Origin of the sequence: Serratia sp. Z4, assembly GCF_009900725.1 — a bacterium.
Classification (GTDB): domain Bacteria; phylum Pseudomonadota; class Gammaproteobacteria; order Enterobacterales; family Enterobacteriaceae; genus Serratia; species Serratia nematodiphila.
In genome coordinates, this window is the sequence record NZ_JAAABD010000001.1 from 1,544,610 (window position 1) to 1,565,572 (window position 20,963).

The 20,963-nt window shown below is 57.7% G+C and carries 24 protein-coding genes; 16 read left to right on the forward strand and 8 right to left on the reverse strand.

Annotated elements, in window-relative coordinates:
* Positions 1 to 317 precede the first annotated feature (317 nt).
* From GT753_RS07650 to GT753_RS07660, 3 genes are all read left to right on the forward strand, one after another.
* Positions 318 to 647: a hypothetical protein gene (locus GT753_RS07650; RefSeq protein WP_031299968.1), complete on the forward strand. Its 330-nt coding sequence runs from the start codon at positions 318 to 320 to the stop codon at positions 645 to 647.
* A 52-nt stretch (positions 648 to 699) separates the two neighbouring features.
* Positions 700 to 1,116 (forward strand): hypothetical protein, encoded by a 417-nt coding sequence (locus GT753_RS07655; RefSeq protein ID WP_021504552.1) that lies wholly within the window; start codon positions 700 to 702, stop codon positions 1,114 to 1,116.
* A gap of 75 nt (positions 1,117 to 1,191) precedes the next feature.
* Positions 1,192 to 1,572 (forward strand): hypothetical protein, encoded by a 381-nt coding sequence (locus GT753_RS07660; protein ID WP_015377818.1) that lies wholly within the window; start codon positions 1,192 to 1,194, stop codon positions 1,570 to 1,572.
* 68 nt (positions 1,573 to 1,640) lie between these two features.
* On the opposite strand, the gene GT753_RS07665 is transcribed toward GT753_RS07660, so the two are convergent.
* Positions 1,641 to 2,537, reverse strand: coding sequence for a PhzF family phenazine biosynthesis protein (locus GT753_RS07665; RefSeq protein WP_160125454.1), 897 nt, complete (start codon positions 2,535 to 2,537; stop codon positions 1,641 to 1,643).
* Between the two features lie 53 nt (positions 2,538 to 2,590).
* Positions 2,591 to 3,508 (reverse strand): DMT family transporter, encoded by a 918-nt coding sequence (locus tag GT753_RS07670; RefSeq protein ID WP_021504554.1) that lies wholly within the window; start codon positions 3,506 to 3,508, stop codon positions 2,591 to 2,593.
* 179 nt (positions 3,509 to 3,687) lie between these two features.
* Between GT753_RS07670 and GT753_RS07675 the strand changes: the two genes are divergently transcribed.
* The 4 genes from GT753_RS07675 to GT753_RS07690 all read left to right on the forward strand — a co-directional run bounded on the left by GT753_RS07675 (position 3,688) and on the right by GT753_RS07690 (position 6,275).
* Positions 3,688 to 4,557, forward strand: a complete 870-nt coding sequence (locus tag GT753_RS07675; protein WP_048323389.1) for a helix-turn-helix domain-containing protein — start codon at positions 3,688 to 3,690, stop codon at positions 4,555 to 4,557.
* Between the two features lie 18 nt (positions 4,558 to 4,575).
* Positions 4,576 to 5,010 (forward strand): glyoxalase/bleomycin resistance/dioxygenase family protein, encoded by a 435-nt coding sequence (locus tag GT753_RS07680; protein WP_049299018.1) that lies wholly within the window; start codon positions 4,576 to 4,578, stop codon positions 5,008 to 5,010.
* 311 nt (positions 5,011 to 5,321) lie between these two features.
* Positions 5,322 to 5,774: a MoaF N-terminal domain-containing protein gene (locus tag GT753_RS07685; RefSeq protein WP_015377823.1), complete on the forward strand. Its 453-nt coding sequence runs from the start codon at positions 5,322 to 5,324 to the stop codon at positions 5,772 to 5,774.
* A 9-nt stretch (positions 5,775 to 5,783) separates the two neighbouring features.
* The gene (locus GT753_RS07690; RefSeq protein ID WP_021504558.1) at positions 5,784 to 6,275 is read left to right on the forward strand and encodes an ester cyclase; all 492 of its coding nucleotides are present in this window, start codon (positions 5,784 to 5,786) and stop codon (positions 6,273 to 6,275) included.
* 171 nt (positions 6,276 to 6,446) lie between these two features.
* On the opposite strand, the gene GT753_RS07695 is transcribed toward GT753_RS07690, so the two are convergent.
* Positions 6,447 to 7,646, reverse strand: coding sequence for a multidrug efflux MFS transporter (locus tag GT753_RS07695; protein WP_015377824.1), 1,200 nt, complete (start codon positions 7,644 to 7,646; stop codon positions 6,447 to 6,449).
* Positions 7,647 to 7,901: 255 nt separating this feature from the next.
* Between GT753_RS07695 and GT753_RS07700 the strand changes: the two genes are divergently transcribed.
* The 3 genes from GT753_RS07700 (at position 7,902) to GT753_RS07710 (ending at position 10,029) form a co-directional block, all read left to right on the forward strand.
* Positions 7,902 to 8,474 carry an isochorismatase family cysteine hydrolase gene (locus tag GT753_RS07700; protein WP_015377825.1) on the forward strand — a complete coding sequence of 191 codons (573 nt, stop codon included), beginning with the start codon at positions 7,902 to 7,904 and terminating at the stop codon, positions 8,472 to 8,474.
* A complete protein-coding gene (locus tag GT753_RS07705) occupies positions 8,471 to 9,487 on the forward strand; it encodes an FUSC family protein (protein ID WP_021504561.1) in 1,017 nt (338 codons plus the stop codon). The genes GT753_RS07700 and GT753_RS07705 overlap by 4 nt, the downstream gene beginning before the upstream one ends.
* 92 nt (positions 9,488 to 9,579) lie before the next feature.
* Positions 9,580 to 10,029 (forward strand): MarR family winged helix-turn-helix transcriptional regulator, encoded by a 450-nt coding sequence (locus GT753_RS07710; protein WP_015377827.1) that lies wholly within the window; start codon positions 9,580 to 9,582, stop codon positions 10,027 to 10,029.
* Positions 10,030 to 10,066: 37 nt separating this feature from the next.
* Here the strand turns inward: GT753_RS07710 and GT753_RS07715 are convergent, their stop codons facing one another.
* Positions 10,067 to 10,348 (reverse strand): YjcB family protein, encoded by a 282-nt coding sequence (locus GT753_RS07715; RefSeq protein ID WP_004940713.1) that lies wholly within the window; start codon positions 10,346 to 10,348, stop codon positions 10,067 to 10,069.
* 294 nt (positions 10,349 to 10,642) lie between these two features.
* On the opposite strand from GT753_RS07715, the gene mrdA reads away from it, so the two are divergent.
* Complete coding sequence (gene mrdA / locus GT753_RS07720; RefSeq protein ID WP_021504562.1) at positions 10,643 to 12,568, forward strand: penicillin-binding protein 2; 1,926 nt, start codon at positions 10,643 to 10,645, stop codon at positions 12,566 to 12,568.
* A 107-nt stretch (positions 12,569 to 12,675) separates the two neighbouring features.
* Positions 12,676 to 14,394 carry a penicillin-binding transpeptidase domain-containing protein gene (locus GT753_RS07725; RefSeq protein ID WP_021504563.1) on the forward strand — a complete coding sequence of 573 codons (1,719 nt, stop codon included), beginning with the start codon at positions 12,676 to 12,678 and terminating at the stop codon, positions 14,392 to 14,394.
* A gap of 6 nt (positions 14,395 to 14,400) precedes the next feature.
* On the opposite strand, the gene GT753_RS07730 is transcribed toward GT753_RS07725, so the two are convergent.
* Both GT753_RS07730 and GT753_RS07735 read right to left on the reverse strand, forming a co-directional pair.
* Positions 14,401 to 14,799 (reverse strand): polyketide cyclase, encoded by a 399-nt coding sequence (locus GT753_RS07730; RefSeq protein ID WP_088381565.1) that lies wholly within the window; start codon positions 14,797 to 14,799, stop codon positions 14,401 to 14,403.
* 46 nt (positions 14,800 to 14,845) lie between these two features.
* Positions 14,846 to 16,084 (reverse strand): hypothetical protein, encoded by a 1,239-nt coding sequence (locus GT753_RS07735; protein WP_160125455.1) that lies wholly within the window; start codon positions 16,082 to 16,084, stop codon positions 14,846 to 14,848.
* Between the two features lie 335 nt (positions 16,085 to 16,419).
* On the opposite strand from GT753_RS07735, the gene GT753_RS07740 reads away from it, so the two are divergent.
* A complete protein-coding gene (locus tag GT753_RS07740; protein WP_371732142.1) occupies positions 16,420 to 18,045 on the forward strand; it encodes a methyl-accepting chemotaxis protein in 1,626 nt (541 codons plus the stop codon).
* Between the two features lie 153 nt (positions 18,046 to 18,198).
* On the opposite strand, the gene osmB is transcribed toward GT753_RS07740, so the two are convergent.
* Positions 18,199 to 18,411, reverse strand: coding sequence for an osmotically-inducible lipoprotein OsmB (gene osmB, locus GT753_RS07745; protein ID WP_004940700.1), 213 nt, complete (start codon positions 18,409 to 18,411; stop codon positions 18,199 to 18,201).
* 230 nt (positions 18,412 to 18,641) lie between these two features.
* Between osmB and GT753_RS07750 the strand changes: the two genes are divergently transcribed.
* The 3 genes from GT753_RS07750 (at position 18,642) to GT753_RS07760 (ending at position 19,970) form a co-directional block, all read left to right on the forward strand.
* Positions 18,642 to 19,037 (forward strand): DUF427 domain-containing protein, encoded by a 396-nt coding sequence (locus GT753_RS07750; protein ID WP_004940699.1) that lies wholly within the window; start codon positions 18,642 to 18,644, stop codon positions 19,035 to 19,037.
* A 134-nt stretch (positions 19,038 to 19,171) separates the two neighbouring features.
* Positions 19,172 to 19,642 (forward strand): Rrf2 family transcriptional regulator, encoded by a 471-nt coding sequence (locus tag GT753_RS07755; protein WP_004940698.1) that lies wholly within the window; start codon positions 19,172 to 19,174, stop codon positions 19,640 to 19,642.
* A 193-nt stretch (positions 19,643 to 19,835) separates the two neighbouring features.
* Complete coding sequence (locus GT753_RS07760; RefSeq protein ID WP_019456308.1) at positions 19,836 to 19,970, forward strand: AcrZ family multidrug efflux pump-associated protein; 135 nt, start codon at positions 19,836 to 19,838, stop codon at positions 19,968 to 19,970.
* 85 nt (positions 19,971 to 20,055) lie between these two features.
* On the opposite strand, the gene GT753_RS07765 is transcribed toward GT753_RS07760, so the two are convergent.
* The gene (locus tag GT753_RS07765; RefSeq protein WP_075685362.1) at positions 20,056 to 20,943 is read right to left on the reverse strand and encodes a LysR family transcriptional regulator; all 888 of its coding nucleotides are present in this window, start codon (positions 20,941 to 20,943) and stop codon (positions 20,056 to 20,058) included.
* Positions 20,944 to 20,963: the final 20 nt, after the last annotated feature.

Below are 20,963 nucleotides of genomic sequence, written 5' to 3' on the forward strand. Positions count from 1 at the left end.
ATTTGAATTTTACATTGATGATGATGGGGTTGTTAATTCACATTTAGTTGAAAACATCTCTCCGTGGTTTGAAGTAGATGTGGATGATCAATTTTACATGATGTCAATCTATTCACAAGCTTTTAAAACTGAACGGGAAGTTAAAATAATTGCAGTGAATTATAGTGAAGAACCGTTCTCAGTGTTCATCGTCAGGTATAAAGATGGTGACAATGAAAATTCACTGTATTCAATGAAAATTCACTGTATTTAGAGCCAAAGAGTTTTTTGACTTTTTGATTTCATAGAAAAAACCATGGAATGATTAGGAGTTCAATGTGAGCAAGGAATTAAAGCTTGATGTTATGAATAACAAAAATGACTTGATTGAAGGGACTTTTTGCTACTCGCTTTTTGAGAGGTCGTTCTTTGATGAAAATCTGTTAAGTGACTTAATAAATAATTCAGGGGCGTTTTTAAAAGAAAACGAATGTGATAAGGATGTTTTAAATTTGCTATCATGGGTTGTCAATGGTGTTGATCAGTGTTTTACTTCCCATAGTGATGAAAATGACTATTATTTAATTGAAAACTACTCTGTGGCATTGGAAAATAGGTGGGTGCTTTTTTGGCGGTCAAAAATTGATAAAATAATTGGCGGGAAGTAAAATGGATATCAAGAAAATACAAGAGAAATGGGTGCGTGGTTAGTTAATTGGAGTGGACCTCATTGCAAGTGAAAACAATACAGCAAGAGAGATAAATATTTACTCTGAAGAAAGTGATGGTTTCAAAAATACTTTTAATAAGGAGTATGGCATTTCATATGGGAGTGTTATTTCGTTAAGCTCACTCATTAAGAAACGTGATGATTTGTGGTCTGAAATTCAAATAAACAACAAGGTATTGCTTCCTGATGGTGACGTTTTATTTTGCGGGGAGGGCGAAATGGGGAGTGATGGTTTTATTGTCAGAGCAGATAAGTATAATAAATTGAAATGGTTCATGTACTCTACGACCTCTAACCCATTTCTTGATGTTATAAGGTTAAACGGTCGGCTGCATATAAAATCCACGTTGGGTTTTTATCTTGACTTCGGTATCGCTGACAATGATATTTTTCTGAGAAATAAATGAGTGATATTTTTCTAATTGACATCATTAGTATTAAGCCTAATAATAAATGAATTTTTAATTTGATGGAGGTTACCAATGATTAACAAATCTAGTCTGGTTGATGGTATCCTTTTTCGGGATGAGAATGACTCGAATGAAACTGTAGTTTTCAATTTTTATACTTGGGTGGAAATGCTCAAAGCGATCATTGTTAAATATGCGCAAAAGTCTGAAAGTGACGCGGAGTTATTGGTTTTATCATCGAGCTTAGTGTGCAAGCCTATCAACAGTTATACGGCTGTCTGTCTCAGGAGCCATGAAATTGAATATCATTGGGCAATGCTGATAGCTTATGGTGAACAGTATTGGCTGAAAGGCGTAGAATCCAAACAGCCTGATGGCTACTTTGACTGGGATGTGCAACATAGGAAAGAACATAACTTAGCAGAGGAAAGCTTTGTTTTTAGCAATTCATGAATCGCGACCCGATAGGGTCAAACATCCCTCCAAATGTCCAACGCCTTCCTTATCCTACATCCCCCAAACTAAATACCCAATGTGCCATTAATCAGGGTGCGGCACTGCCCGCCGATCCAGGGTTCGCCGTCAATAAAGCGCACGCTCACGCGGCCATCTCGATTCAGTTGGGTGCCCTGGCGCACCTGGTAACCCTGTGCGGTCTGGCGGCCGTCGGGGAAGCGGCTGGCTTGCAGCAAGCGCGCCAGGCAGGCATTAGCGCTGCCGGTTACCGGATCTTCAATCAAAACACCGCATTCCACCATAAACGCGCGCATTTCGTAATCGGCCGGTTCGGCCGCAGAACAGGCGCCATAAATCACTACGCCATCCACATCACAGGCGGTTTGCAGCTGTTTAATCGTGGCCTGATCCGGCGTTACCGCCAGGCAGGACTGCGCGTCCGGCAGACGCACCATCAGCCAGCGAATGCCCATCTCGGCAATCACCGGCGGGGTGCCTGCTGCAATCACTGCAGGCCGTAAAGCGGCCGTTAACCGTTCGGTTTCTTCGGCCGCCATTGGGCGGAACTCTACTTCGGGCGCGGCGAACGCCAATGTGCCTTCCGGCAGGATATTGACCGCCACCAGACCGACGCCGCATTCCTGCATCACCGTTCCAGGGCGTTTAGGCGTCAATCCGGCTTTCAGCAAGGCGTGGGCGGTGCCCAGCGTCGGGTGGCCGGCGAAGGGCAGCTCTTTTTCGGTGGTGAAAATGCGCACCTTATAATCCGCCGCCGGGTGCGTCGGTTTAAGCACAAAGGTGGTTTCCGACAGGTTGGTCCAACGGGCCAATGCCAGCATCTGCGCGTCGTTCAGCCCTTCGGCTTCCAGCACCACCGCCACGGGATTGCCCTGCAGTGGCGTGGCGGTGAAAACGTCCACCTGTTGGTAGGCGCGGGGTGTCACATCATCACTTCTGAGCATTGGCCATCATCCGTTATCAACAAAACCTGATGATAACGATATTTGCAATAGCTTCAAAAGGTTGAGTTTTGTTTTGAGATGCCCGCCCGTCGCCACTTCATCCCCGGCTTGGCGAACATCACCAGGTTGCCCAACAGGATCAGGCACAGGCCCAGCACGGCGTTGAAATGCCACTGGTAGCCTTCGTAAATCGTTGAGATGGTCAGCGCCACCAGCGGGAACAGCAGGGTGCTGTAGGCCGCCGCGCCGGCGCCGATGCGGCCGAGCAGGCTGAAGTAGGCGGCGAAGGCGATCACCGATCCGAAGATCGCCAGATACAACAGGGATCCGATATAGCGGCTGCTGTATTCCATCTGGAACGATGCGCCCTGCGCCAGGGCGATCAGCGCCATCAGCATCGCGCCGTAGGTCATGGCATAGGTATTGGTGGAAAAAATATCCAGCCCGCGGCGCTGATGGCGCGCGCTGATCATATTGCCCAGCGAGAAGCCGTAGGTGCCGAGCGCGCTCAGGCCGATGCCTTTAAGCAGCTCCGGCGCCATGCGGGTGGCGGCCAGATCTTGCCAGAACAGCGCCACGATGCCGGTCAACCCCAGCAGCGCCGCCGGTAGCAGGTTGGGGCTGGGGCGCTGGCGGAAGAACAGCAGGCTGTTGAGGGCGTTGAACAGCACCGCCATCGAGAAGATCACCGATTCCAGCCCGCTGCTGATATAAGCCGCCGCATGGTAGAAGCAGAAGAAGTTGAAGCCGAACACGCAGCAGCCCTGCAGCACGCAGAACAGATGATCGCGCGGGGCGATGCGGCGCAGGCGGCGTGTTAACAACAGCACGGCGAACATCACCGCAGCGGAAATGGCGAAACGGTAAGCGATCGACACGGGAATGGCCACCGGGCCTTCCTGTTGCAGGGTAATCGCTATCCAGGTGGTGCCCCAAATCAGCACCACGGCGAGGTACAACAGCGCATTCATTCTATTCACTCCGAAAAAACCGATGGCGCAGTATCCGCTTTGGCGCGCGGCGGCGCTTGCAGCGCTTTGCGCCCAGTTGCATATTCTTGCGCTTTTTTTTGGTAAAAGCGCGAGGCGGCGGCTGGCATGCCGAGGCGCCACTCTTTACACTGTCAGAATGTCGAACAACGGGGCCGGCGATGTCCAACTATCAGGCGTTTGAAACACTGCGTGAGCACAAGGCGCGGCTGCACGGCAGCGTGCTGCTGGGCACCGGCGTGGAGCTGGCGGCCTGGTCTAACTGCAACGATCGCGTCACGCAGGAAAGCGCCGACCACCATACCCTGAGCCTGTACGTCGCCGACGGCTATGAGTGCTACCAGCAGGTACCGGGCGGCTGGCGCAACGGCGGCGGGCCGGATCGCTTCTGCATCATGCCGCGCCAGTACGCTTCCACCTGGGATGTGCGCAGCGATCTGTCGTTCGTGCATCTGTATTGTACCGACGGGCATCTGCGCCGGCTGGCGGAGCAAACCTGGGATCGCAGCCCGGCGGCGATCAACGTGGAGCCGCGCAGCTTCGGCGAAGATCCGCAGATCACGCTGCTGTATCGCCAGTTTTTGCTCAACTGCGACTGGCGGGACAGCGCCAACCTGCTGGCGCTCAGCAGCGCCTCGAACCTGCTGATGTCGCACCTGATCCAGCGCTACAGCCAGCTGCAGTGGAAGCTGCCGGCGGGGCGCGGCGGCCTGGCTCCCGCGGCAGCCAGGCGGGTGCGGGAATATATCGCAAGCCACCTGGATCGGCCTTTGTTGTTGGCCGATCTGGCGGCGCAGGCCGGGTTGAGCGAATACCATTTTGCCCGCATGTTCAAACATTCGACCGGCCTGGCGCCGCACCAGTTTGTGATGCGCGCGCGGCTGCAGCGGGCGGAACAGCTGTTGCGGCATAGCCAACAGCCGATCACCGAGATCGCGCTGGCGTGCGGCTTCAGCTCCGCCAGCCATTTCAGCAACCGCTTCAAGGCGGCCTATGGACTTGCTCCGCTGCAGGTGCGGCAGGGGCGCTAACCGGAAGGGAGTGCAAGCATGGATCAACCATTTGCCGGGCTGGGCGTGTTGTTCGTCGCCGGATTCGGGCCGATCACGCGTGAGAGCGACGAGAGCAAGGCGTTTTATGTCGAGGCGCTGGGGCTGCCGCTCAAGCCGATGCCGGGCAACGAAACCTATCTGCTGGCCGAGCAGGGCGCGCTGGACGGGGTGAAGCACTTCGCCCTGTGGCCGCTGGCGCAGGCGGCGCAGTCCTGCTTTGGCGACGATCGCTGGCCGGCGGATCTCGCGGTGCCGCAGGCGTGGATCGAATTTGACGTGGCCGACATGGCGATAGCCACCCAAGGGCTAATCGATCGCGGTTATCGGCTGCTGGTCGCCAATCGTGAAGAGCCGTGGGGGCAAAGCGTTACCCGTTTGCTCAGCCCGGAAGGGTTGCTGGTTGGCGTCACCTATACGCCCTGGCTGCGTTAAACGCCACGCCGTTCGCCGCCGTTTCCCTGCGGCGGGCGGCCTTAAGAATAAATACGCATTAGCTTAAAGCGATCTGCGCTATAGACCCATCAAATCCCCGAGTGGTTTCCCTTCCTGAAAGCAGTAATTCCGTTCATTGCGTAAAAACCAATGGCCAGAACGCGCTATTGCCATGCCATTTTACGGCGATTTTTCGCCCGCTTTTTTCGCCGCCAGGTGCCTGATAGGAATAGAGATTATTCTTATATTTCCGCCAACCGTTAAGAAATAATAATGATTCTCGTTTTCAACCACGGAAAGGAGAAGGAACGATGAAAACAGTGAAACGAACGGGCATCGCGCTGGCGATAGCCCTGACTTTCCCCCTGGCATTGCCTGCCGCTTTGGCGGCGCAAACCACCCTGACAAACAGTAAGGCGGCGACGATGACGGAAAAACACGGGCAGTTTATTGCGGTCGGTAAAGTGGTGCAGGTGACCTTCGGCGATTTCGCCTTCAAGCTGGATTTTACCGATGACAAGACCATGACCTTCACCGGTATCGGCGAAGCGTCGCAGGGCATCACCGATACCGTGCAGTACACCGCGGTGGAGATTCGGCCGAAGGTCTACATGGTTTATTGGCATGAACCACAGTCCGGCGACAACGTGACGCATGTCGAGGACTTTGAGCGCGGCGAGGTATACACCAACATCGCCGCCAGGGACGGCAGCTTCACCCATCTGAAAGGGCAGCTGAAAATCGTAGGTCACTCAGGAAACTAAGGAGCAGTTATGAAAAAGGCATTGATCACCTGTGCGATCGTCGGCGGTTTGCTGGCGAGTTACCCGGCACTGTCAACGGATCAGGCGGCGTCTTACAAATCGGCCGGCAAGGGCGGTTATCATCATGCCCAGCAGAAGCTGAAGGTGGTGGAAGATCTGTATGCGGGCTTTTTCAACCGTCATGACATCAGCGTGGCGCAAAAGCTGATTGTGGAGAACTACAAGCAGCATAACCCGTTCGTCGGCGACGGCATCAAGCCGTTCCTGGATTTCTTCAGCCAGACCTTCAAAGACAATCCGCAGTACAGCGCCAAAATATACCGCAGCGCGGTCAACGGCGATCTGGTCTACGTTCACGTCCAATACCAAAATAACCCGCAGGATCGCGGCACCGCCAGCGTGGATATTTATCGGGTGAACGATCAGGGTAAAATCACCGAGCATTGGGACGTCAATCAGGATGTGCCGGAAAAATCGGCCAACGACAATACCATGTTCTGATCCAAAAGGGCCGCTGCGGCGGCCCTCCACACGCCCGCAACACTTTATTTACTTACATAAATACCAAACGTTCATCGTGTCGAGTAGGCTACGGCCGCCTTTGGCAGTGGTGGTACGGTTGATGGGCGTCATTGTCCCGCCACTGCTTGAGGCGTTTCCCCACATTCCTCGTTATCCCGCGCGTTTATTTTCCACTTTTTTGAACTGATGCCGCAGCTGCAGCGCATTGCAAAGCACCAATACCGCCGTGACGGCGAACACCCAGCGGAACCCCATCATCGCCGAAATGCCCGATCCCAGCAGCGGGCCAACCACGTTGCCCAGGTACATAAAGGATTGGTTATAGCCGAAGATGCGCCCGGTCACCTGATCGGAGGAATACTTCAGCAGCAGCGCCTGCACCGCCGGCATCAGCGCGCCGTCGGCGAACCCCAGCAGGAAGCGCAGAATGCCCAGCTGCAGCGGCGTATTCACCCAGGCCATCACGGCGAACAGGCCGGTGGTGAACAGCAGCGCGGCGATCAGGATGCGCGCGGTGCCGATGCGATCGCCGAGCCGCCCGAGGCGTGGCGCCGAGATCAGCGCCGCAATGCCGGGCACGGCGGCAATCATGCCGCTGACAAAGGCGATATTGCTGACGTCGCCCGACAGTTCGCGGATGAACAGCGTCAGGATCGGGCTGATGGAGGAGTTAGCCAGCTGGATCATCAGGGTACAAACGAACAGCGTGACGATCAGCGTTGGATAAGGCAGCGAACGGAATACCGCCTTGCCGCTTAGCTGATCCGCTTTTTTCACCGTGATGCGCCGTTCTTTAATCAGAAACAGCGTCACCAGGAAGCTGACGAACATCAGCCCGGCGGTGACGAAAAACACCACCCGCAGCCCCAGATGGTCGGCCATCAACCCGCCCAGCAGCGGCCCGGCGATCACGCCGGAGATCTGCCCGGTAGAGAGCGTGCCCAGCGCCCAGCCGCTTTTATCGCGTGGCGCCTGCGAGGCGACCAGCGCCATGGCGTTGGGAATATAGCCGGACGTCAGCCCCATCAGGGCGCGCAGCGCGAACAGCTGCCAGACGTTGGTGGCCAGCCCCTGCAGGGCGATGACGATCGCCATACCCAGCGAAGCGCGCAGCAGCATCAGCTTGCGGCCTTTGCGGTCGGCGAGGCTGCCCCACAGCGGCGACACCACCGCCGAGACCAAAAAGGTGCCGCTGAACACCAGCCCGGACCACAGGCTGAGGGACTGATGATCGCTGACGCCGAGCTGTTCGACGTACAGCGGCAGAAAAGGGAGGATTTGGCTCATCGCCAGCCCGGTGAAGAAACACCCGAGCCAGACCGAGATCAGATTGACTTTCCACGCTTCCATCGACTTGTCGTACCACTTTGAATTTGGAGGGATTTGTTAAGCAAGATAATAATAACACCGCGAACTGGCCGGCGCGGGGGAAATGCGTGAGAAAACGTAAAGCCCGTCGGCGGCGTTGTTACATTTCGCTATAAATTAATAGCTATATTATCATAGGTATTTATTTTAAGCTACTCCACCAAGCCGCTCAACAATTCGGCGGCGCCACACTCTCTCTACCCATTTCGCCGTGTCGGCGGCAAGGAGACGCTTTCTATGAATACCGCACTGATCGCTCTGGATTACATCGTGGATATCTCCCACCCGGAAGGAAAAATTGCGCGCTCGGCGCAGCAGGTCATTGAGCGCGATGCCATCGCGCGGGCAAATAGCGCATTGTCTCTCGCGCAGCGCAAGGATTGGCTGCGCATATTGGTTAAAGTCGGTTTCGCGACCGGCTATGTCGATCAACCCAAATACTCGCGGATGTTTGGGCAGGCGCATCAATTTGGCGCTATCGCACTGGGCCAGCCGGGCACGGATTTTCATCCTGATTTAGCGTCTGATTTGGGGGAGTTAACCATCGTAAAACCGCGCGTCAGCGCGTTTTATGGCACTAATCTGGATGCGACGCTGCGCGCCCGCCGCATTGAACGGTTGGTGATCTGTGGGGTCAGCAGCACCTGGGCGGTACAGGCGACGGCGCGCGACGCGCACGATCGCGATTATCAGGTGCTGATACTGGAAGAGGCTTGCGCGGCGGCCACGGCGGAAGAGCACCGGATCTCGATGGAAACGCTTGCCACTATTGCCGATATCGTCACGCTGGAACAGCTGAGCGCATTGTGAAGCTGCTGCGTGAAGAAATCGCCTGGCGTCAGCTGCGACGGGGAGCATGGGTGTTGGCGCCGTTGCTGGCCCTGAGCCTGGCGACAGGCAATGCCAACTGGCTGAAGGCTTCGGTGGTCACCATATCGCTGTTTGTCGTTTGCGAGCGCCTTGAACTGGCGCCGCTCGGCGTGGCGCTGCATGCGGCGGCATTGCTGCTACTCTTTATGGCGCTGCTGTGCGCCATGCACACGCCGGTCATCTTCATTTTGGCGTGCGTGTTGGCAGCGGCGGCGGCAGTTGGGATCTCCGCGTTCGGCGGCAAGCTGCGATCCCTGGGGAATTTTATTTTTATTCCGGCTCTTTATCTGGCGTGTGAAACCGCTGAAGGTGGCGCCGGCGCGCCATTAGCCCAATGCGGCTGGGCGCAGCTCCCTTTTCTGGGGGCAGCCGTCTTGCCGGTGCTGATGCTTGCACTGGCAGAGCATCGGCGGCTAGCGCGGCTGTCGACGAGTGACAGCCTGCATCATTATCTCCAGCTGCGCCGCAGCGATGAGCTTGGCGCTCGCGTGGCCTGCGGCGAGGCTTTGCTCGCCGTAAGTTGTGCCGTTGCACTGTCGGCGGCGATCGTTGAGTGGCAACACCTCGATTACGGGCAATGGGTGATCTGGTCGGCCGTCAGCGTGATCAGCGGCGATATGGCCGCTACGCGCAACAAACTCCGCCAGCGTGCGTCAGGCGCATTGCTGGGCGTGCCCGTCGGTATTTTGCTGGGTAGCCTCATGCCGCATGGCAATGTGGGTTATGAACTGCTGAGCGTGGTGACGATGCTCACCCTGGTGTCTTTTCATCGTTATACCTTGGGGTTTGGCGCCCGTTGCGCCTGCATCGCCTGCGCGTTGGTGATTGCCGGAAAAGCGCCGTCGATCGCCGCAGAAAGGGTGGTCAATGTGTTGCTGGGCGGTGGCATCGGTCTGCTGTTCGCTTTGGCGGTGCATGCGGTGTTGCCGCTCAACGCCGGCACCCGCCAATAGCGAGCTGGCATATTTCGTCCGCCAATTTCGGTTGACCGTTTCCGGTCTCGGTGTGAAAGTACGGACAAATCTATCGTTATCTATTGATGCCAATGAAAAAAGATCATCCTGAAGACGTGACGCTGCTGCGCACGCAATTAATGTCGCTGGTGCGCCGTTTGCGGCGCGAGTCGCGCAGCGACGAAAAATCCTGGGCCCAGCTGATGCTGCTGGGAGCTATCGATCGTCACGGCGGCGAGGCGACGCCGTCGCTGCTGGCGGAGTCGGAGCGCATGCGTTCCTCTAACCTGGCGGCCGCCTTACGGGAGCTGGAGGCCGATGGGCTGCTGGTGCGCACGCCGGATGCTGAAGACAAACGCCGGGTGCGGGTGCGCCTGACGCCCGCCGGGCTGGGCCTGTTGCAGCAAAGCCGCACCCGGCGCGAGGCGTGGCTGCTGGCGGCGATGGAAAGCTGTTTAACGGAGCAAGAACAGGCGCAGCTGATCGAAGCGGGGGCGTTGATGGCGCGGCTGGCGGCGGCGCCGTCAACGGACGCGGAATAATCGGCGGGGCGGCAGATGCGCCGCCCGTGCAGCGAGGTTACGGCATCGGCCAATCGGCCGGCATGGTGCTGACGACGTCCACGTAGCGATCCCAGGCCGATGACCAGAATTGGGTGAAGGCTTCCAGGGTGAGGTGGATGCCCATCAGGCCCATCACGAACCAGCAGGCGGTAAACAGGCCCAGGCTGCTGAACATGAACGCCATGCCGTTGCGGCTGGTTTTACGGCAAACGACGTTTAACTGGCTGGCGAAGAACATCATCACGGCGCTCAGCAACTCCCAGCGCATCATGACTAAACCGGTGGCAATGGTACTCATCGAACTCGATCCTATGTAACAAAAAGCCGCATCCGGCAGGGCGCCGACAGGGAAATGCGGGGGAATAACGGGAATAATGTGATTCAGATCACATTGTAGCATTGGGGCGAACGACGGCTCAATGGGGCGCGCGGTGAAAAAAACGCCGACGGTAACATTCCAATATGCTGAAACAGTTATGCCATTTCATTAGCAACCTTTTCATGGGGCGGCGCGCTCGATAACGCTATGCTTGCCGGCTTTTCAGTTCCCTGATTTTACGGGGAAATGTGACGCAAAAGGTACCGGCACCGCATGGCCCTGTTAAAAGAAAAAATTCGCGACCACTCTGCGGAAGAGAGGCTGTTTATCCGCCGGGCAGGCGTAGCGCTGGCGCTGGTGGTGGTCTGCTTCGGCGCGCTGATCGTTAACCTCTACCGGCTGCAAATCCGCCAGCACGGCTTTTACCAGACGCGTTCCAACCAGAACGACATCAAGATGCTGCCGCTCGCCCCCAGCCGCGGGTTAATCTTCGATCGCAATGGCACTCCGCTGGTGCGAAACGTGACACTGTATCGTGTCGAAATCACGCCCAGCAAAATCACCGACATGGCGGCGCTGCTGCAGGCGCTGACGCCGATCGTCGATCTGACGCCGGAAGACATCAGCGCGTTTCGCGACGATATGCACCACAACAGCCGCTACAAGCCGGTGACGCTAAAAACCGGGCTGAGCGACACTGAGGTGGCGCGCTTTGCCGTCAATCAATACCGTTTCGACGGGGTGACCATCGATACCTATCAGCAGCGTGAATATCCTTACGGCGCCCAGCTGGCGCACGTGCTGGGCTATGTGTCGAAGATCAACGACAGCGATCTCAAGCGCCTGGACAAGGCCGGCCTGAGCGAGAACTATGCCGCCGACCGCAACATCGGCAAACAGGGCATCGAAGCCTATTATGAGTCAGAACTGCACGGCACCACCGGCTATCAGGAGGTGGAGGTGGATAACCATGGGCGGGTGATCCGCTTGCTGAAGGAGCAGCCGCCGAAGGCCGGCAAAAACATTTACCTGACGCTGGATCTGCCGCTGCAGCAGTACATCGAATCGGTGCTGAAGGGGCAACGCGCCGCGGTGGTGGTGGAAGACCCGCGCGACGGCGGTATCCTGGCGATGGTCTCCAGCCCCAGTTACGATCCCAATCCCTTCGTCAAAGGCATCGGCTATCAGGCCTATAAGGCGCTGCTGGGCAACCCGGATCTGCCGCTCATCAACCGCGTTACCCAGGGGTTGTACCCGCCGGCTTCCACGGTGAAGCCCTACATGGCCGTTTCGGCGCTGTTCGCCGGGGTGATCACGCCCGCCACCACCTTTTTCGGCGCGCCGACCTGGACGCTGCCCGGCACCGAGCGGCGCTACCGCGACTGGCTGAAAACCGGCCACGGCATGCTCAACGTCACCAAAGCGATTGAAGAGTCCGCCGACACCTTCTTTTATCAGGTGGCGTATGAGATGGGCATCGATCGCATTCACCACTGGCTGAGCCAGTTCGGTTACGGCCAGTCGACCGGCATCGATCTGAACGAAGAGTACCGCGGCGTGCTGCCGAGCCGCGACTGGAAGCTGAAGGTGCACAAAAAGGGCTGGTATCAGGGGGATACGGTCTCGGTGGGCATCGGCCAGGGGTATTGGGTGGCGACGCCGATCCAGATGGTGAAAGCCTTGAGCACGCTGCTCAACAACGGCCGGGTGAAAACGCCGCATCTGTTATATTCGCTGCAGCAGGGCAACCGGGTGACGCGCTACCAGCCGCCGGCGCAAACGGCGCAGATCGGCGATCCCAACTCGCCTTACTGGGGCATCGTGCGCAACGGCATGTACGGCATGGCCAACTTGCCGAACGGCACCGGTTACAAGCTGTTCCACACCGCGCCGTATCAGATCGCCGCCAAATCCGGCACCTCGCAAGTGTTCAGCCTGAAGCAAAACCAGACTTACAACGCCAAAATGATCCCGGTGCGGCTGCGCGATCACATCTTTTATACGCTGTTTGCGCCCTACAAAAATCCCCGGGTGGCGATGGCGCTGATCCTGGAAAACGGCGGTGGCGACGGCGTGGTGGCGGGGCCGACCGCGCGCGCGATCCTCGACCACATTTTTGACCCGGCCAACGCGCCGCAGCCCGGCGATACGCCGCAAAGTAAACCGCAGTTAAACGACAGCGCGGATGTGCAACGGTGATGCGGTTTGTTTTTACTTTCTTACAAACTGCAATCTCCTGACCATTTCCGGCAAGGTAGACTGAAATAACACCATAAACTGAATAAAAACGTAGGGTTAACACAACAGTGGCGCCATCGACCAAAAAGAGCGGTAAAACCTATTCCACAGTTCGTTTCGGCTGGATTTGCGCCGGCATGCTGGTCTGTTTTTTTCTGTTGGCGTTCAGGGTCGGCTACCTGCAACTGCTGGAACACCAGCAGTTGGCCAACCAGGCTGACCAACGTTCGATCCGCACCCAGGTGGTGCCGACCAACCGCGCCATGATCACCGATCGCAACGATGAGGCGCTGGCGGTCAGCGTGTCGTCCAAAGACATCGTGCTGGATCCGAAGCATATTCTCGATACCCAGACCGATACCGGCAACGAACGCTGGCAGAGCATGGCCAACGTGCTGAAGATCCCGCTGGCGGACATCCAGCACCTGATCCAGAGCAACGCGCGCAAACGTTTTGTCTACCTCGCTCGCAAGGTAGAGGACGATAACGCCGCCTACATCAGCAAACTGCATCTGACCGGCGTCAGCACCGAGCAGGATTTCAGCCGCTTTTATCCGATGGGCCAGGACGCCGCCGGGCTGATCGGCATCGTCGGCCAGGACAATCAGGGGCTGGAGGGCATTGAGCTGGGTTTCAACCCGCTGTTGCAGGGCAAAAACGGCCTGCGGGTCTATCAGAAGGACGGCAGCGGCGCGGTGATCGGCGTGCTTAAAAGCGTGGATCCGGTGCCGCCGCCGAACGTGACGCTCAGCATCGATAAATTTATTCAGTACGTGCTCTATGCGCAGATCCGCGACGGCGTGGTGGCTAACCAGGCCGACTCCGGCTGTGCGGTGCTGGTCAAGATCGACACCGGCGAGGTCCTCGGCATGGCCAGCTACCCGTCGTTCAACCCGAACAACTATGGCAGCACCCCGGCGAAGGATATTCGCAACGTGTGCAGCAGCGACAGCTTCGAACCGGGCTCGACGGTGAAACCGGTGGTGGTAATGGTGGGGCTGGAGCATAAGCTGATCCGACCGGATACGGTGCTGGACACCACGCCGTATCGGGTGAACGGTCACCTGATCAAAGACGTCGGCCATTGGTCGAAACTGACCATCACCGGCGTGCTGCAAAAATCGAGCGACATCGCGGTATCGCACATTGCGCTGGCGCTGCCGGCCACGGTGCTGCCGGCGGTCTACCGCAGCTTTGGCCTGGGGCGACCGACCGAGCTCGGCATCGGCAACGAGAGCAGCGGCTACTTGCCGCAGCATCGCGAACGCTGGGCCGATATCGAACGCGCTACCTTCTCCTTCGGCTATGGGCTGCGCGTGACGCCGCTGCAGATGGCGCGCGAGTATGCCGCGATCGGTTCCTTCGGCATTTATCGGCCGCTGTCGATCACCAAGGTGACGCCGCCGGTGATGGGGCAACGTATTCTGCCGGCGGATACGGTTCGGGCCGTGGTGCATATGATGGAGAGCGACGCCTTGCCGGGCGGCAGCGGGGTGAGCGCCGCAGTGCCGGGCTACCGGCTGGCGATCAAAACCGGTACCGCCGAGAAAATGGGCCCGAGCGGCAAATACGACGGCGGCTACATCAACTACACCGCCGGCGTGGCGCCGGCCAGCGATCCGCAGGTGGCGCTGGTGGTGATGGTCAACAACCCGAAAGCCGGCAAGCACTTCGGCGGTTCGGTGGCCGGGCCGGTGTTCGGCAAGATCATGGCCCAGGTGCTGGAGCACATGAATATTCTGCCGGATGCCCAGCCGCTTAACGTGGTGTCGTCGGTCAAGGGGTAAGGGGGATTAGCGCAATTCCAGCAGGCGCTTCAGCGCCTGCAGATCGGCGTTCACCAGCCCGACGTCGCGGGCGAACAGCGCGTCGTCCATGTCCGGCTGGCGGAACAGGGTGAAGATCACCTCGGCACCTTGTCGGTTGGCGAGCGCGCGCAGCGGCACGTAGACTACGCCGCCGTCCGGCAGCGTCACCCAATGATCCAGCACGCCGAAGGCATTGGGCGCGCTAAATCGAATGCGGATCCGCCCCTGCGGGGTCTCCGCCATCCAATCTTCACCTTCCCGCCGTAAGCTATTGGTTAATCCTTTGGCCCACAACGGGAAGTTTTCCGGGCGGCTGAGAAAGGCGTACACCTCGTCACAGGGGCGGTTGATGGCGACATGCAGCGTTTGCGCGCTCAGCATCATGATTTCTCCGGTTGACGGCGATACTTCAGTGTAGATCCCGCCGCGCTCAGAAGTAGTAACCGATGTTTACGTTGGTGCGAAAATACCATTTATTGCTGCCGGAGGACTGGGTGCCGGTCCAGCCGGTGGCGTTTTCCACGCCGCCCCACGGATTGGCGTTCTGCGCCCAGGTCAGATCCACCCACAGCATCACCGGCATGGCGAACACCTGCACCCCGAGCGTATTCATTTTGGAGTCGGAGCCGCCGTGCCTGTCCTTCCAGAGCACGCTGTAGTCGTTGTAGAAGCGCAGCTTTTTCACCGGTCCCCAGGGCACCTCGACGTCGCGCGCCAGGTTGATGGCGGCAGTGGTGGCCTGCGACGGGATCAGATAGGCCGGCGTCAGGCCGTTGCCGCCCATCAGGATCACCGAATTGCTGGCGCCGGCCGGGCCTTTGGCGTCGTAACCGTAGCGGATAACCTGGCCGGACAGATGCCAGGCATCCCGATTCACCAGCGTATGCAGGCCCGCCGCCCAGAAGCTGCCGTTATCACCGGTCGCCTGGTTGTAGAGCCGCGAGGCCGCCAGCGAACCGCCGAGCTCATTGTCCCAGCCGCCCTGGTGGAAAGCCCGCGTCAGCCGCAGGTTTACCTGATCGCGTTTTTCGTTGCGCTGCAGATGCTGTGAGGCAAAGTTGGTGTTCTTCAGATCGTCGTAGCTGGCGACGTCGGGGGCGTAACGCACGCCGGTCGGCATCATGCGCGGGTAGTAGGCGGCGTCAAAGGCCCAATCGCCCCGTTGGTATTGGTATTTGGCGCCGAGCCCGGTGTTGACGCCAAAGCCGAGGTAAAACGGAATGCCGTACGACCAGCCGAACTGCGGATAGGGCATCAGGCCGAACGGTTTGAACGGCGCGCCCAGCTGCACGGTGGAGCGCTCAGACAGGTGGTAGCCGACATAGGCGCGGTCGATGGCGTATTTGCGCCGATCCTGAAACCAGAATCCGCTATCGAAAAACGCGTCGTTTATCTGGCCGGCGGCATCGATGCGAAAGGCGTCAAAGCGTAAATGCGGCGGATGCCGATAATTGCTGCTGTGCCAGTCTTCATAGCGATAATTGGCGCGCAGCGCGCCGCCGATATCAATATTCTTTTTATTATCCTCGTTTTGCCAATGAATATGCGGAAAGGCCGGGCGGTTTTTTTTTACCGGCGCCACGGTGGCAGCAGCGTCGCTGGGCAATGTGACGGTAGTCGCGTAACTCACTGGTGAAACAAGAAAAAAACAAAGAGTGATCTTGCGCATGCCTGGCCCCTGGTGAATGTTTGGTTTTTATTAAGACGAGCGGGGTTTACCTGTGAATAAGGCGCTGTTGCTCGTTTGTTTTATATTTGAGACGTTTCATTGTGCGTTTCATATATTAAATTCATTTCCGGTTAATATATGAAACTTTGTTTCTTGTTTAATGGGAAAACTATAAATCCGGTATTGAACAAGTCAAGAAATAAAAATGAGCGTTGACGAGAAATTCCGATTATTGAGTCGCCCTGGTTTGCGGGGGCGACACAAAGCAGGCTGAAATAGTCGTGTCATAAATGCGCGTTAGACTCGCGGCATTCTGGCATTACTGACTAAAAATCATGAACATAAAACTGACACTTGGCCGCCGGGTAAAACCTGCGGCAGCGCTGCCGCACGCGTTTGGCATCGGCAAGAGCATGGGCTTATTAGGCGGCGTAATTTGCGTTATTGCGCTATTTTCTCTGCTGCAATTGTTTTCCACCGTATTTATTTCCACTATTCTGCACGACGCCAAGGTTAACCTGGTGACGGGAGACGGGTTGCATCGCCAGCAGGCGACGATGGATCGCGCCAGACTGTCGCTGCTGACGGCCAGCGACACCCTGAACCGTGCGGGCATCTATTATCTGCAGGACAAAGTCACCGGCTCCGACGGCAGTTGGCATAGCCTGCTGGATGAATCGTTGGCGGCGTTGGAGGCTTCAAAGCAGGCCTTTGCCCGGTTCGAGCGCTTGAGCGCGGCTGCGCCCGAAGCGGCGGGCGCCCTGAAAGACAGTTATCGCCTGTTCTATGACGGCCTGAAGGAACAGGCGCAAGGGTTGCAAAGCAGCGCCAGCATCGATGCGTTTTTCGCCGTGCCGATCCAGGCGTTTCAGGCGGATTTCAACGAAAAGTACCTCGCTTATCAGGCGCTGAACGAACAGCATGGCAATGACGTCAACGTGCGGCAATTGGCGGCGCTGGAGCAGGCCAATACCTTTGCGCTTGGCGCATTGGCCGCGCTGGCGCTGATCGCCGTGGGGGTGTGGTTCGGCGTCGCCCGCTGGGTGATAGCACCGCTGCAGCGGGCAATTGTCCACCTCAACGTGCTGGCCGCCGGCGATCTTTCGCGGCCGCTGCCGCCTGAGCGGGCGTTGAACCGCGAGATGCGTCAGCTGCAAACCAGCATTGGCCACATGCAGGGCGGTCTGCAGCGCCTAGTAAGCGAGGTGCGCGATGCGGCGAGCGGGATCCTGAACGGCGTCGAGCGGCTGGCGGACGGCAATCGACAGTTGACGGCACAGTCGGCGAAGCAGGACGGGGAACTGCAGTTGGCGACCGAGCACGTGCAGCAGTTGGCGGCGCGGGTGGAAGAAAACGGCCAATACGCGCAGCAGGCCAGCCAACGAACCGAACAGGCCCGGCAGTGCGCCGGCGCTGGTGAGCAGATGATGCAAACCGTCAATGTTTCGATGCACGGGATCGTCAACCAATCGGCCGAGATGCGCGGCATTGTCGCGCTGATCGACAGCGTGGCGTTTCAGACCCATATTCTGGCGTTGAATGCGGCGATAGAGGCTGCGCACGCCGGCGTTCACGGCCGCGGTTTCGCCATCGTGGCTAAAGAAGTGGGCTTGCTGGCGCAAAAGAGCAGCCATTCGACGCGCGATATTCAGCAGTTGATCGGCCGCTCATTGCAGCAAATCGATCAAGGTTCGCAGGCGGTCGAACGGCTGACGGGCAACCTGCGCAAAATTATCGATCTGGTGAACAAATGCAGTGCGCTGATGGGGGAAATCTCGCTGGCGTCGTTCAATCAAGGGGAGAGCATCCAGGACGTGACGGCGCGCATCACCGCGCTGAATCAGGTGGCGCAGCAAACCGGCGCCGTGGTGAGCGCGGTGACCGAGGCTTCGCAGTTGCTGCAGGGGGAGTCGGAACGATTGGATAAAGCGATGGCGCGCTTCAGGCTGCCGGTGCAATAAATAACCCTGACGCGGGTTAATGAATAATAAAGCTGCGCTTAATGTTATTCATTATTTCCCTGTGCTGAGGGACGTTATTTCGATAAATAAAAACAGGCCGGCGCTTATGGATTAAAAAAGCGCCGGCCTGCAGAGATTATTTTAACGGGAGGATTAACGGCTGGTCTGGTGGCCGATAATGCCGCCCAGCGCTGCGCCGCCGAGGGTGCCCAGCGTGCTGCCGTCGGTCAGCACTGCGCCGCCGACCGCGCCGACGCCCGCGCCGATCGCCGTGTTGCGATCGCGATTGGACATATGCCCACATGCGGTAACGGAAAGCGTTGCCATCACCACCACCAACACACCTGCGGCACGTTTAATATTCATAATCAGTTCCTGGTAAATTGGCTGATTAATGGATTAAAAATAATCCGATTAACCCACCGGTAGAAGTTGGGATGAATGTATTCCTCCGAAAGAAAATCGAACAGGTAAAAATTCTTAATTTTGCGGCGGTGAAAAGCGATTGCTCGCCGAATGTGCGGCCACCGACAAAACCGCTGGTCTATACTGGGAAGACGCCTCGCGGGGGCGGGGCACACACTCTGGAGGCCGCCATGTCCGATCTCGTTTCCGCGTCCGGCAAACCGGTGAAAATCCCCGGCCCGGATCACCCGATCACCTTGACTCGTCATCCGACGCGGGTCGTGGTGCGTGCTGCCGGGAAAACCCTGGCCGACAGTCGCAATGCGCTCATCCTGCAGGAAGCCACCTATCCGCCGGTGTTTTACTTTCCGCGTGAGGACGTGAAGATGGCGCTGTTGCAGAAAAACGAGCACGTCAGCTACTGCCCGTATAAGGGCGACTGCAGTTATTTCACCTTCGCGCTGAACGGCGCACAGGGGGCCAATACGGCCTGGAGCTATGAAATGCCTTACAACGCCGTGGTGGCGATCAAGGATTATCTGGCATTTTATCCCGACAAAGTGACAGAAATCAGTACTGAAGCCTGACCTGCCGCCGCCGCCGCCGGGCGGGGGCAGGTTGACATTCCGCTTATCCCTACTCATTATGTGTATTACTGGAAACTGATACGCTTTCCTTATGTTTTAATCCGACATAAACGAAACTCTGAGCAGGTGCCAAGGTGTCTACCTCTACGCGATTTGCCGTTGCCATCCATATCCTGACCAACATCACGCTGTGTCGTGGCCAGACGGTGCGTTCCGAAGATATCGCGCGCAGCGTCAACACCAACCCGACGGTGGTGCGGCGGATCCTCGGTGCGCTGGCGGAGGCCGGGCTGACCTATTCGCAGATGGGGCAAGGCGGCGGGGCGCTGCTGGCGCGGCCGGCAGAAGCGATCTCGCTGCTGGACGTGTATCGCGCGGTGGAGGATCAACCCTATTTCATGCTGCACCGCGCCCGGCCTAACGATGCGTGTTATATCGGCCACGCGATTACCCCGGTGCTGGAGCAAGAGTTTGCGCGCGTTGGTCACGCGCTGGAGGCCAGCCTGGCGCAAACCAGCATCGCCGAAATGGCCGGGCAGGTCGAGCGGCAAGCCGGCTATCCTTTTGTCCCTTGTTCAGCGCAATATCAAGCGGATACGCAATAAAAACCCACGCCAATTCCGTCTTCCCGCAGAGCATTTTTTGCATTGCGTTAATGTAATTGTGTAAGTTACATTAGCTCGCATCAAGTGTGATGTGGCTCACGTTTTAGACTGCCTCCCCACGATAATCGATCGATTGGCCGGAAACCTTTTCTTCCGGCGCAGATTCGCTGTGCTTATAAACCAGGAGAGAACGATGTTAGAAATGCTTGAAAGCTTGGCCACCGTGGTGGTCCTGGTGCCGGTAATGGTGGCCGTCTTGCTCGGCGCGATTTACGGCTTGGGTGAAGTGTTCAACGTCTTTTCCGCTATCGGCCGCAAAAACGGCTGAATCAGCGCGCCAGGGGGCGATTGTTGCCCTCCGGCTCCCTCACATTTCTCTTCTCTCTGAATTGCTTCCTGGTGAAAGTCCCCATCTAATCCCGAAAAAGCCGCGCGCTCAGCGTATCGATAAACACCCGCAGTTTCGGCGTCAGGTGTTTGCTGGAAGGCCACAGGACTTTAAAGCTGCCGCTGTGGCGGCAATGTTCGCGCAATATCTGCTGCAATCGTCCCTGCTCCAGCGCGCGCTTTACGGCAAAATCCGGTAAACAGGCGATGCCCTGGCCGCTTTCCGCCAGATAAATCAGGGTATCGACGGTGTTGCACACCACGCGGGTCACCAGTTGATCGGCAAGCAGCTTGTCCCATCCTTCGAGTGGCCAGGGCTCCACTTTGCCGGTAGAGGGGTATTTGTATAACAGACCGGCATGTCCATGCAGATCCGCCGGTTGAAGCGGGATCCCGGTACGATGCAGGTAATCTGGCGCGGCCACCAGCTGCAGATGAAACGTGCCCAACCGGCGGCTCATCAGGCGTGAGTCCTCGGTTTCGCCGACCCGAATCACGGCGTCAAAACCTTCTTCTACGACATCGACCCGCCGGTCGGAAAAATCGGTTTCCAGCTCAATCTCCGGGTAACGCCGGACAAATTCCGCCAGCACCGGATTCAGCAGGCCGCCCACCAGCGGCAAACTGACACGCAGCTTGCCGCGCGGCGCGCTGTGCGTATCGCTGATTTCCCGTTCCGCCGCCGCCAATTCCCCGAGAATGCGCTGGCAGCGGTGCAGAAACAGCCGGCCTTCGGCGGTCAGCGTCATGCTGCGCGTGCTGCGGTGGAACAGACGCGCGCCCAGCCGATTTTCCAGGCGGGCGATGCTTTTCCCCACCGCGGAAGCGGAAATGCCGAGCACGCGCCCGGCCTCTACGAAACTCAGCGTCTCTGCGGCCTGCACAAAGACGTTCACCCCAGACAGATTATCCATTGCTTGCCCCATTGCGGACT

Excerpts from the sequence above, each read along its gene's own strand:
- GT753_RS07660 (WP_015377818.1), top strand. The coding sequence starts at position 1,192 with ATGATTAACAAATCTAGTCTGGTTGATGGTATCCTTTTTCGGGATGAG.
- GT753_RS07665 (WP_160125454.1), bottom strand. The coding sequence starts at position 2,537 with ATGCTCAGAAGTGATGATGTGACACCCCGCGCCTACCAACAGGTGGAC.
- GT753_RS07670 (WP_021504554.1), bottom strand. The coding sequence starts at position 3,508 with ATGAATGCGCTGTTGTACCTCGCCGTGGTGCTGATTTGGGGCACCACC.
- GT753_RS07675 (WP_048323389.1), top strand. The coding sequence starts at position 3,688 with ATGTCCAACTATCAGGCGTTTGAAACACTGCGTGAGCACAAGGCGCGG.
- GT753_RS07680 (WP_049299018.1), top strand. The coding sequence starts at position 4,576 with ATGGATCAACCATTTGCCGGGCTGGGCGTGTTGTTCGTCGCCGGATTC.
- GT753_RS07685 (WP_015377823.1), top strand. The coding sequence starts at position 5,322 with ATGAAAACAGTGAAACGAACGGGCATCGCGCTGGCGATAGCCCTGACT.
- GT753_RS07690 (WP_021504558.1), top strand. The coding sequence starts at position 5,784 with ATGAAAAAGGCATTGATCACCTGTGCGATCGTCGGCGGTTTGCTGGCG.
- GT753_RS07695 (WP_015377824.1), bottom strand. The coding sequence starts at position 7,646 with ATGGAAGCGTGGAAAGTCAATCTGATCTCGGTCTGGCTCGGGTGTTTC.
- GT753_RS07700 (WP_015377825.1), top strand. The coding sequence starts at position 7,902 with ATGAATACCGCACTGATCGCTCTGGATTACATCGTGGATATCTCCCAC.
- GT753_RS07710 (WP_015377827.1), top strand. The coding sequence starts at position 9,580 with ATGAAAAAAGATCATCCTGAAGACGTGACGCTGCTGCGCACGCAATTA.
- GT753_RS07715 (WP_004940713.1), bottom strand. The coding sequence starts at position 10,348 with ATGAGTACCATTGCCACCGGTTTAGTCATGATGCGCTGGGAGTTGCTG.
- mrdA (WP_021504562.1), top strand. The coding sequence starts at position 10,643 with ATGGCCCTGTTAAAAGAAAAAATTCGCGACCACTCTGCGGAAGAGAGG.
- GT753_RS07730 (WP_088381565.1), bottom strand. The coding sequence starts at position 14,799 with ATGATGCTGAGCGCGCAAACGCTGCATGTCGCCATCAACCGCCCCTGT.
- GT753_RS07735 (WP_160125455.1), bottom strand. The coding sequence starts at position 16,084 with ATGCGCAAGATCACTCTTTGTTTTTTTCTTGTTTCACCAGTGAGTTAC.
- GT753_RS07740 (WP_371732142.1), top strand. The coding sequence starts at position 16,420 with ATGAACATAAAACTGACACTTGGCCGCCGGGTAAAACCTGCGGCAGCG.
- osmB (WP_004940700.1), bottom strand. The coding sequence starts at position 18,411 with ATGAATATTAAACGTGCCGCAGGTGTGTTGGTGGTGGTGATGGCAACG.
- GT753_RS07750 (WP_004940699.1), top strand. The coding sequence starts at position 18,642 with ATGTCCGATCTCGTTTCCGCGTCCGGCAAACCGGTGAAAATCCCCGGC.
- GT753_RS07760 (WP_019456308.1), top strand. The coding sequence starts at position 19,836 with ATGTTAGAAATGCTTGAAAGCTTGGCCACCGTGGTGGTCCTGGTGCCG.
- GT753_RS07765 (WP_075685362.1), bottom strand. The coding sequence starts at position 20,943 with ATGGATAATCTGTCTGGGGTGAACGTCTTTGTGCAGGCCGCAGAGACG.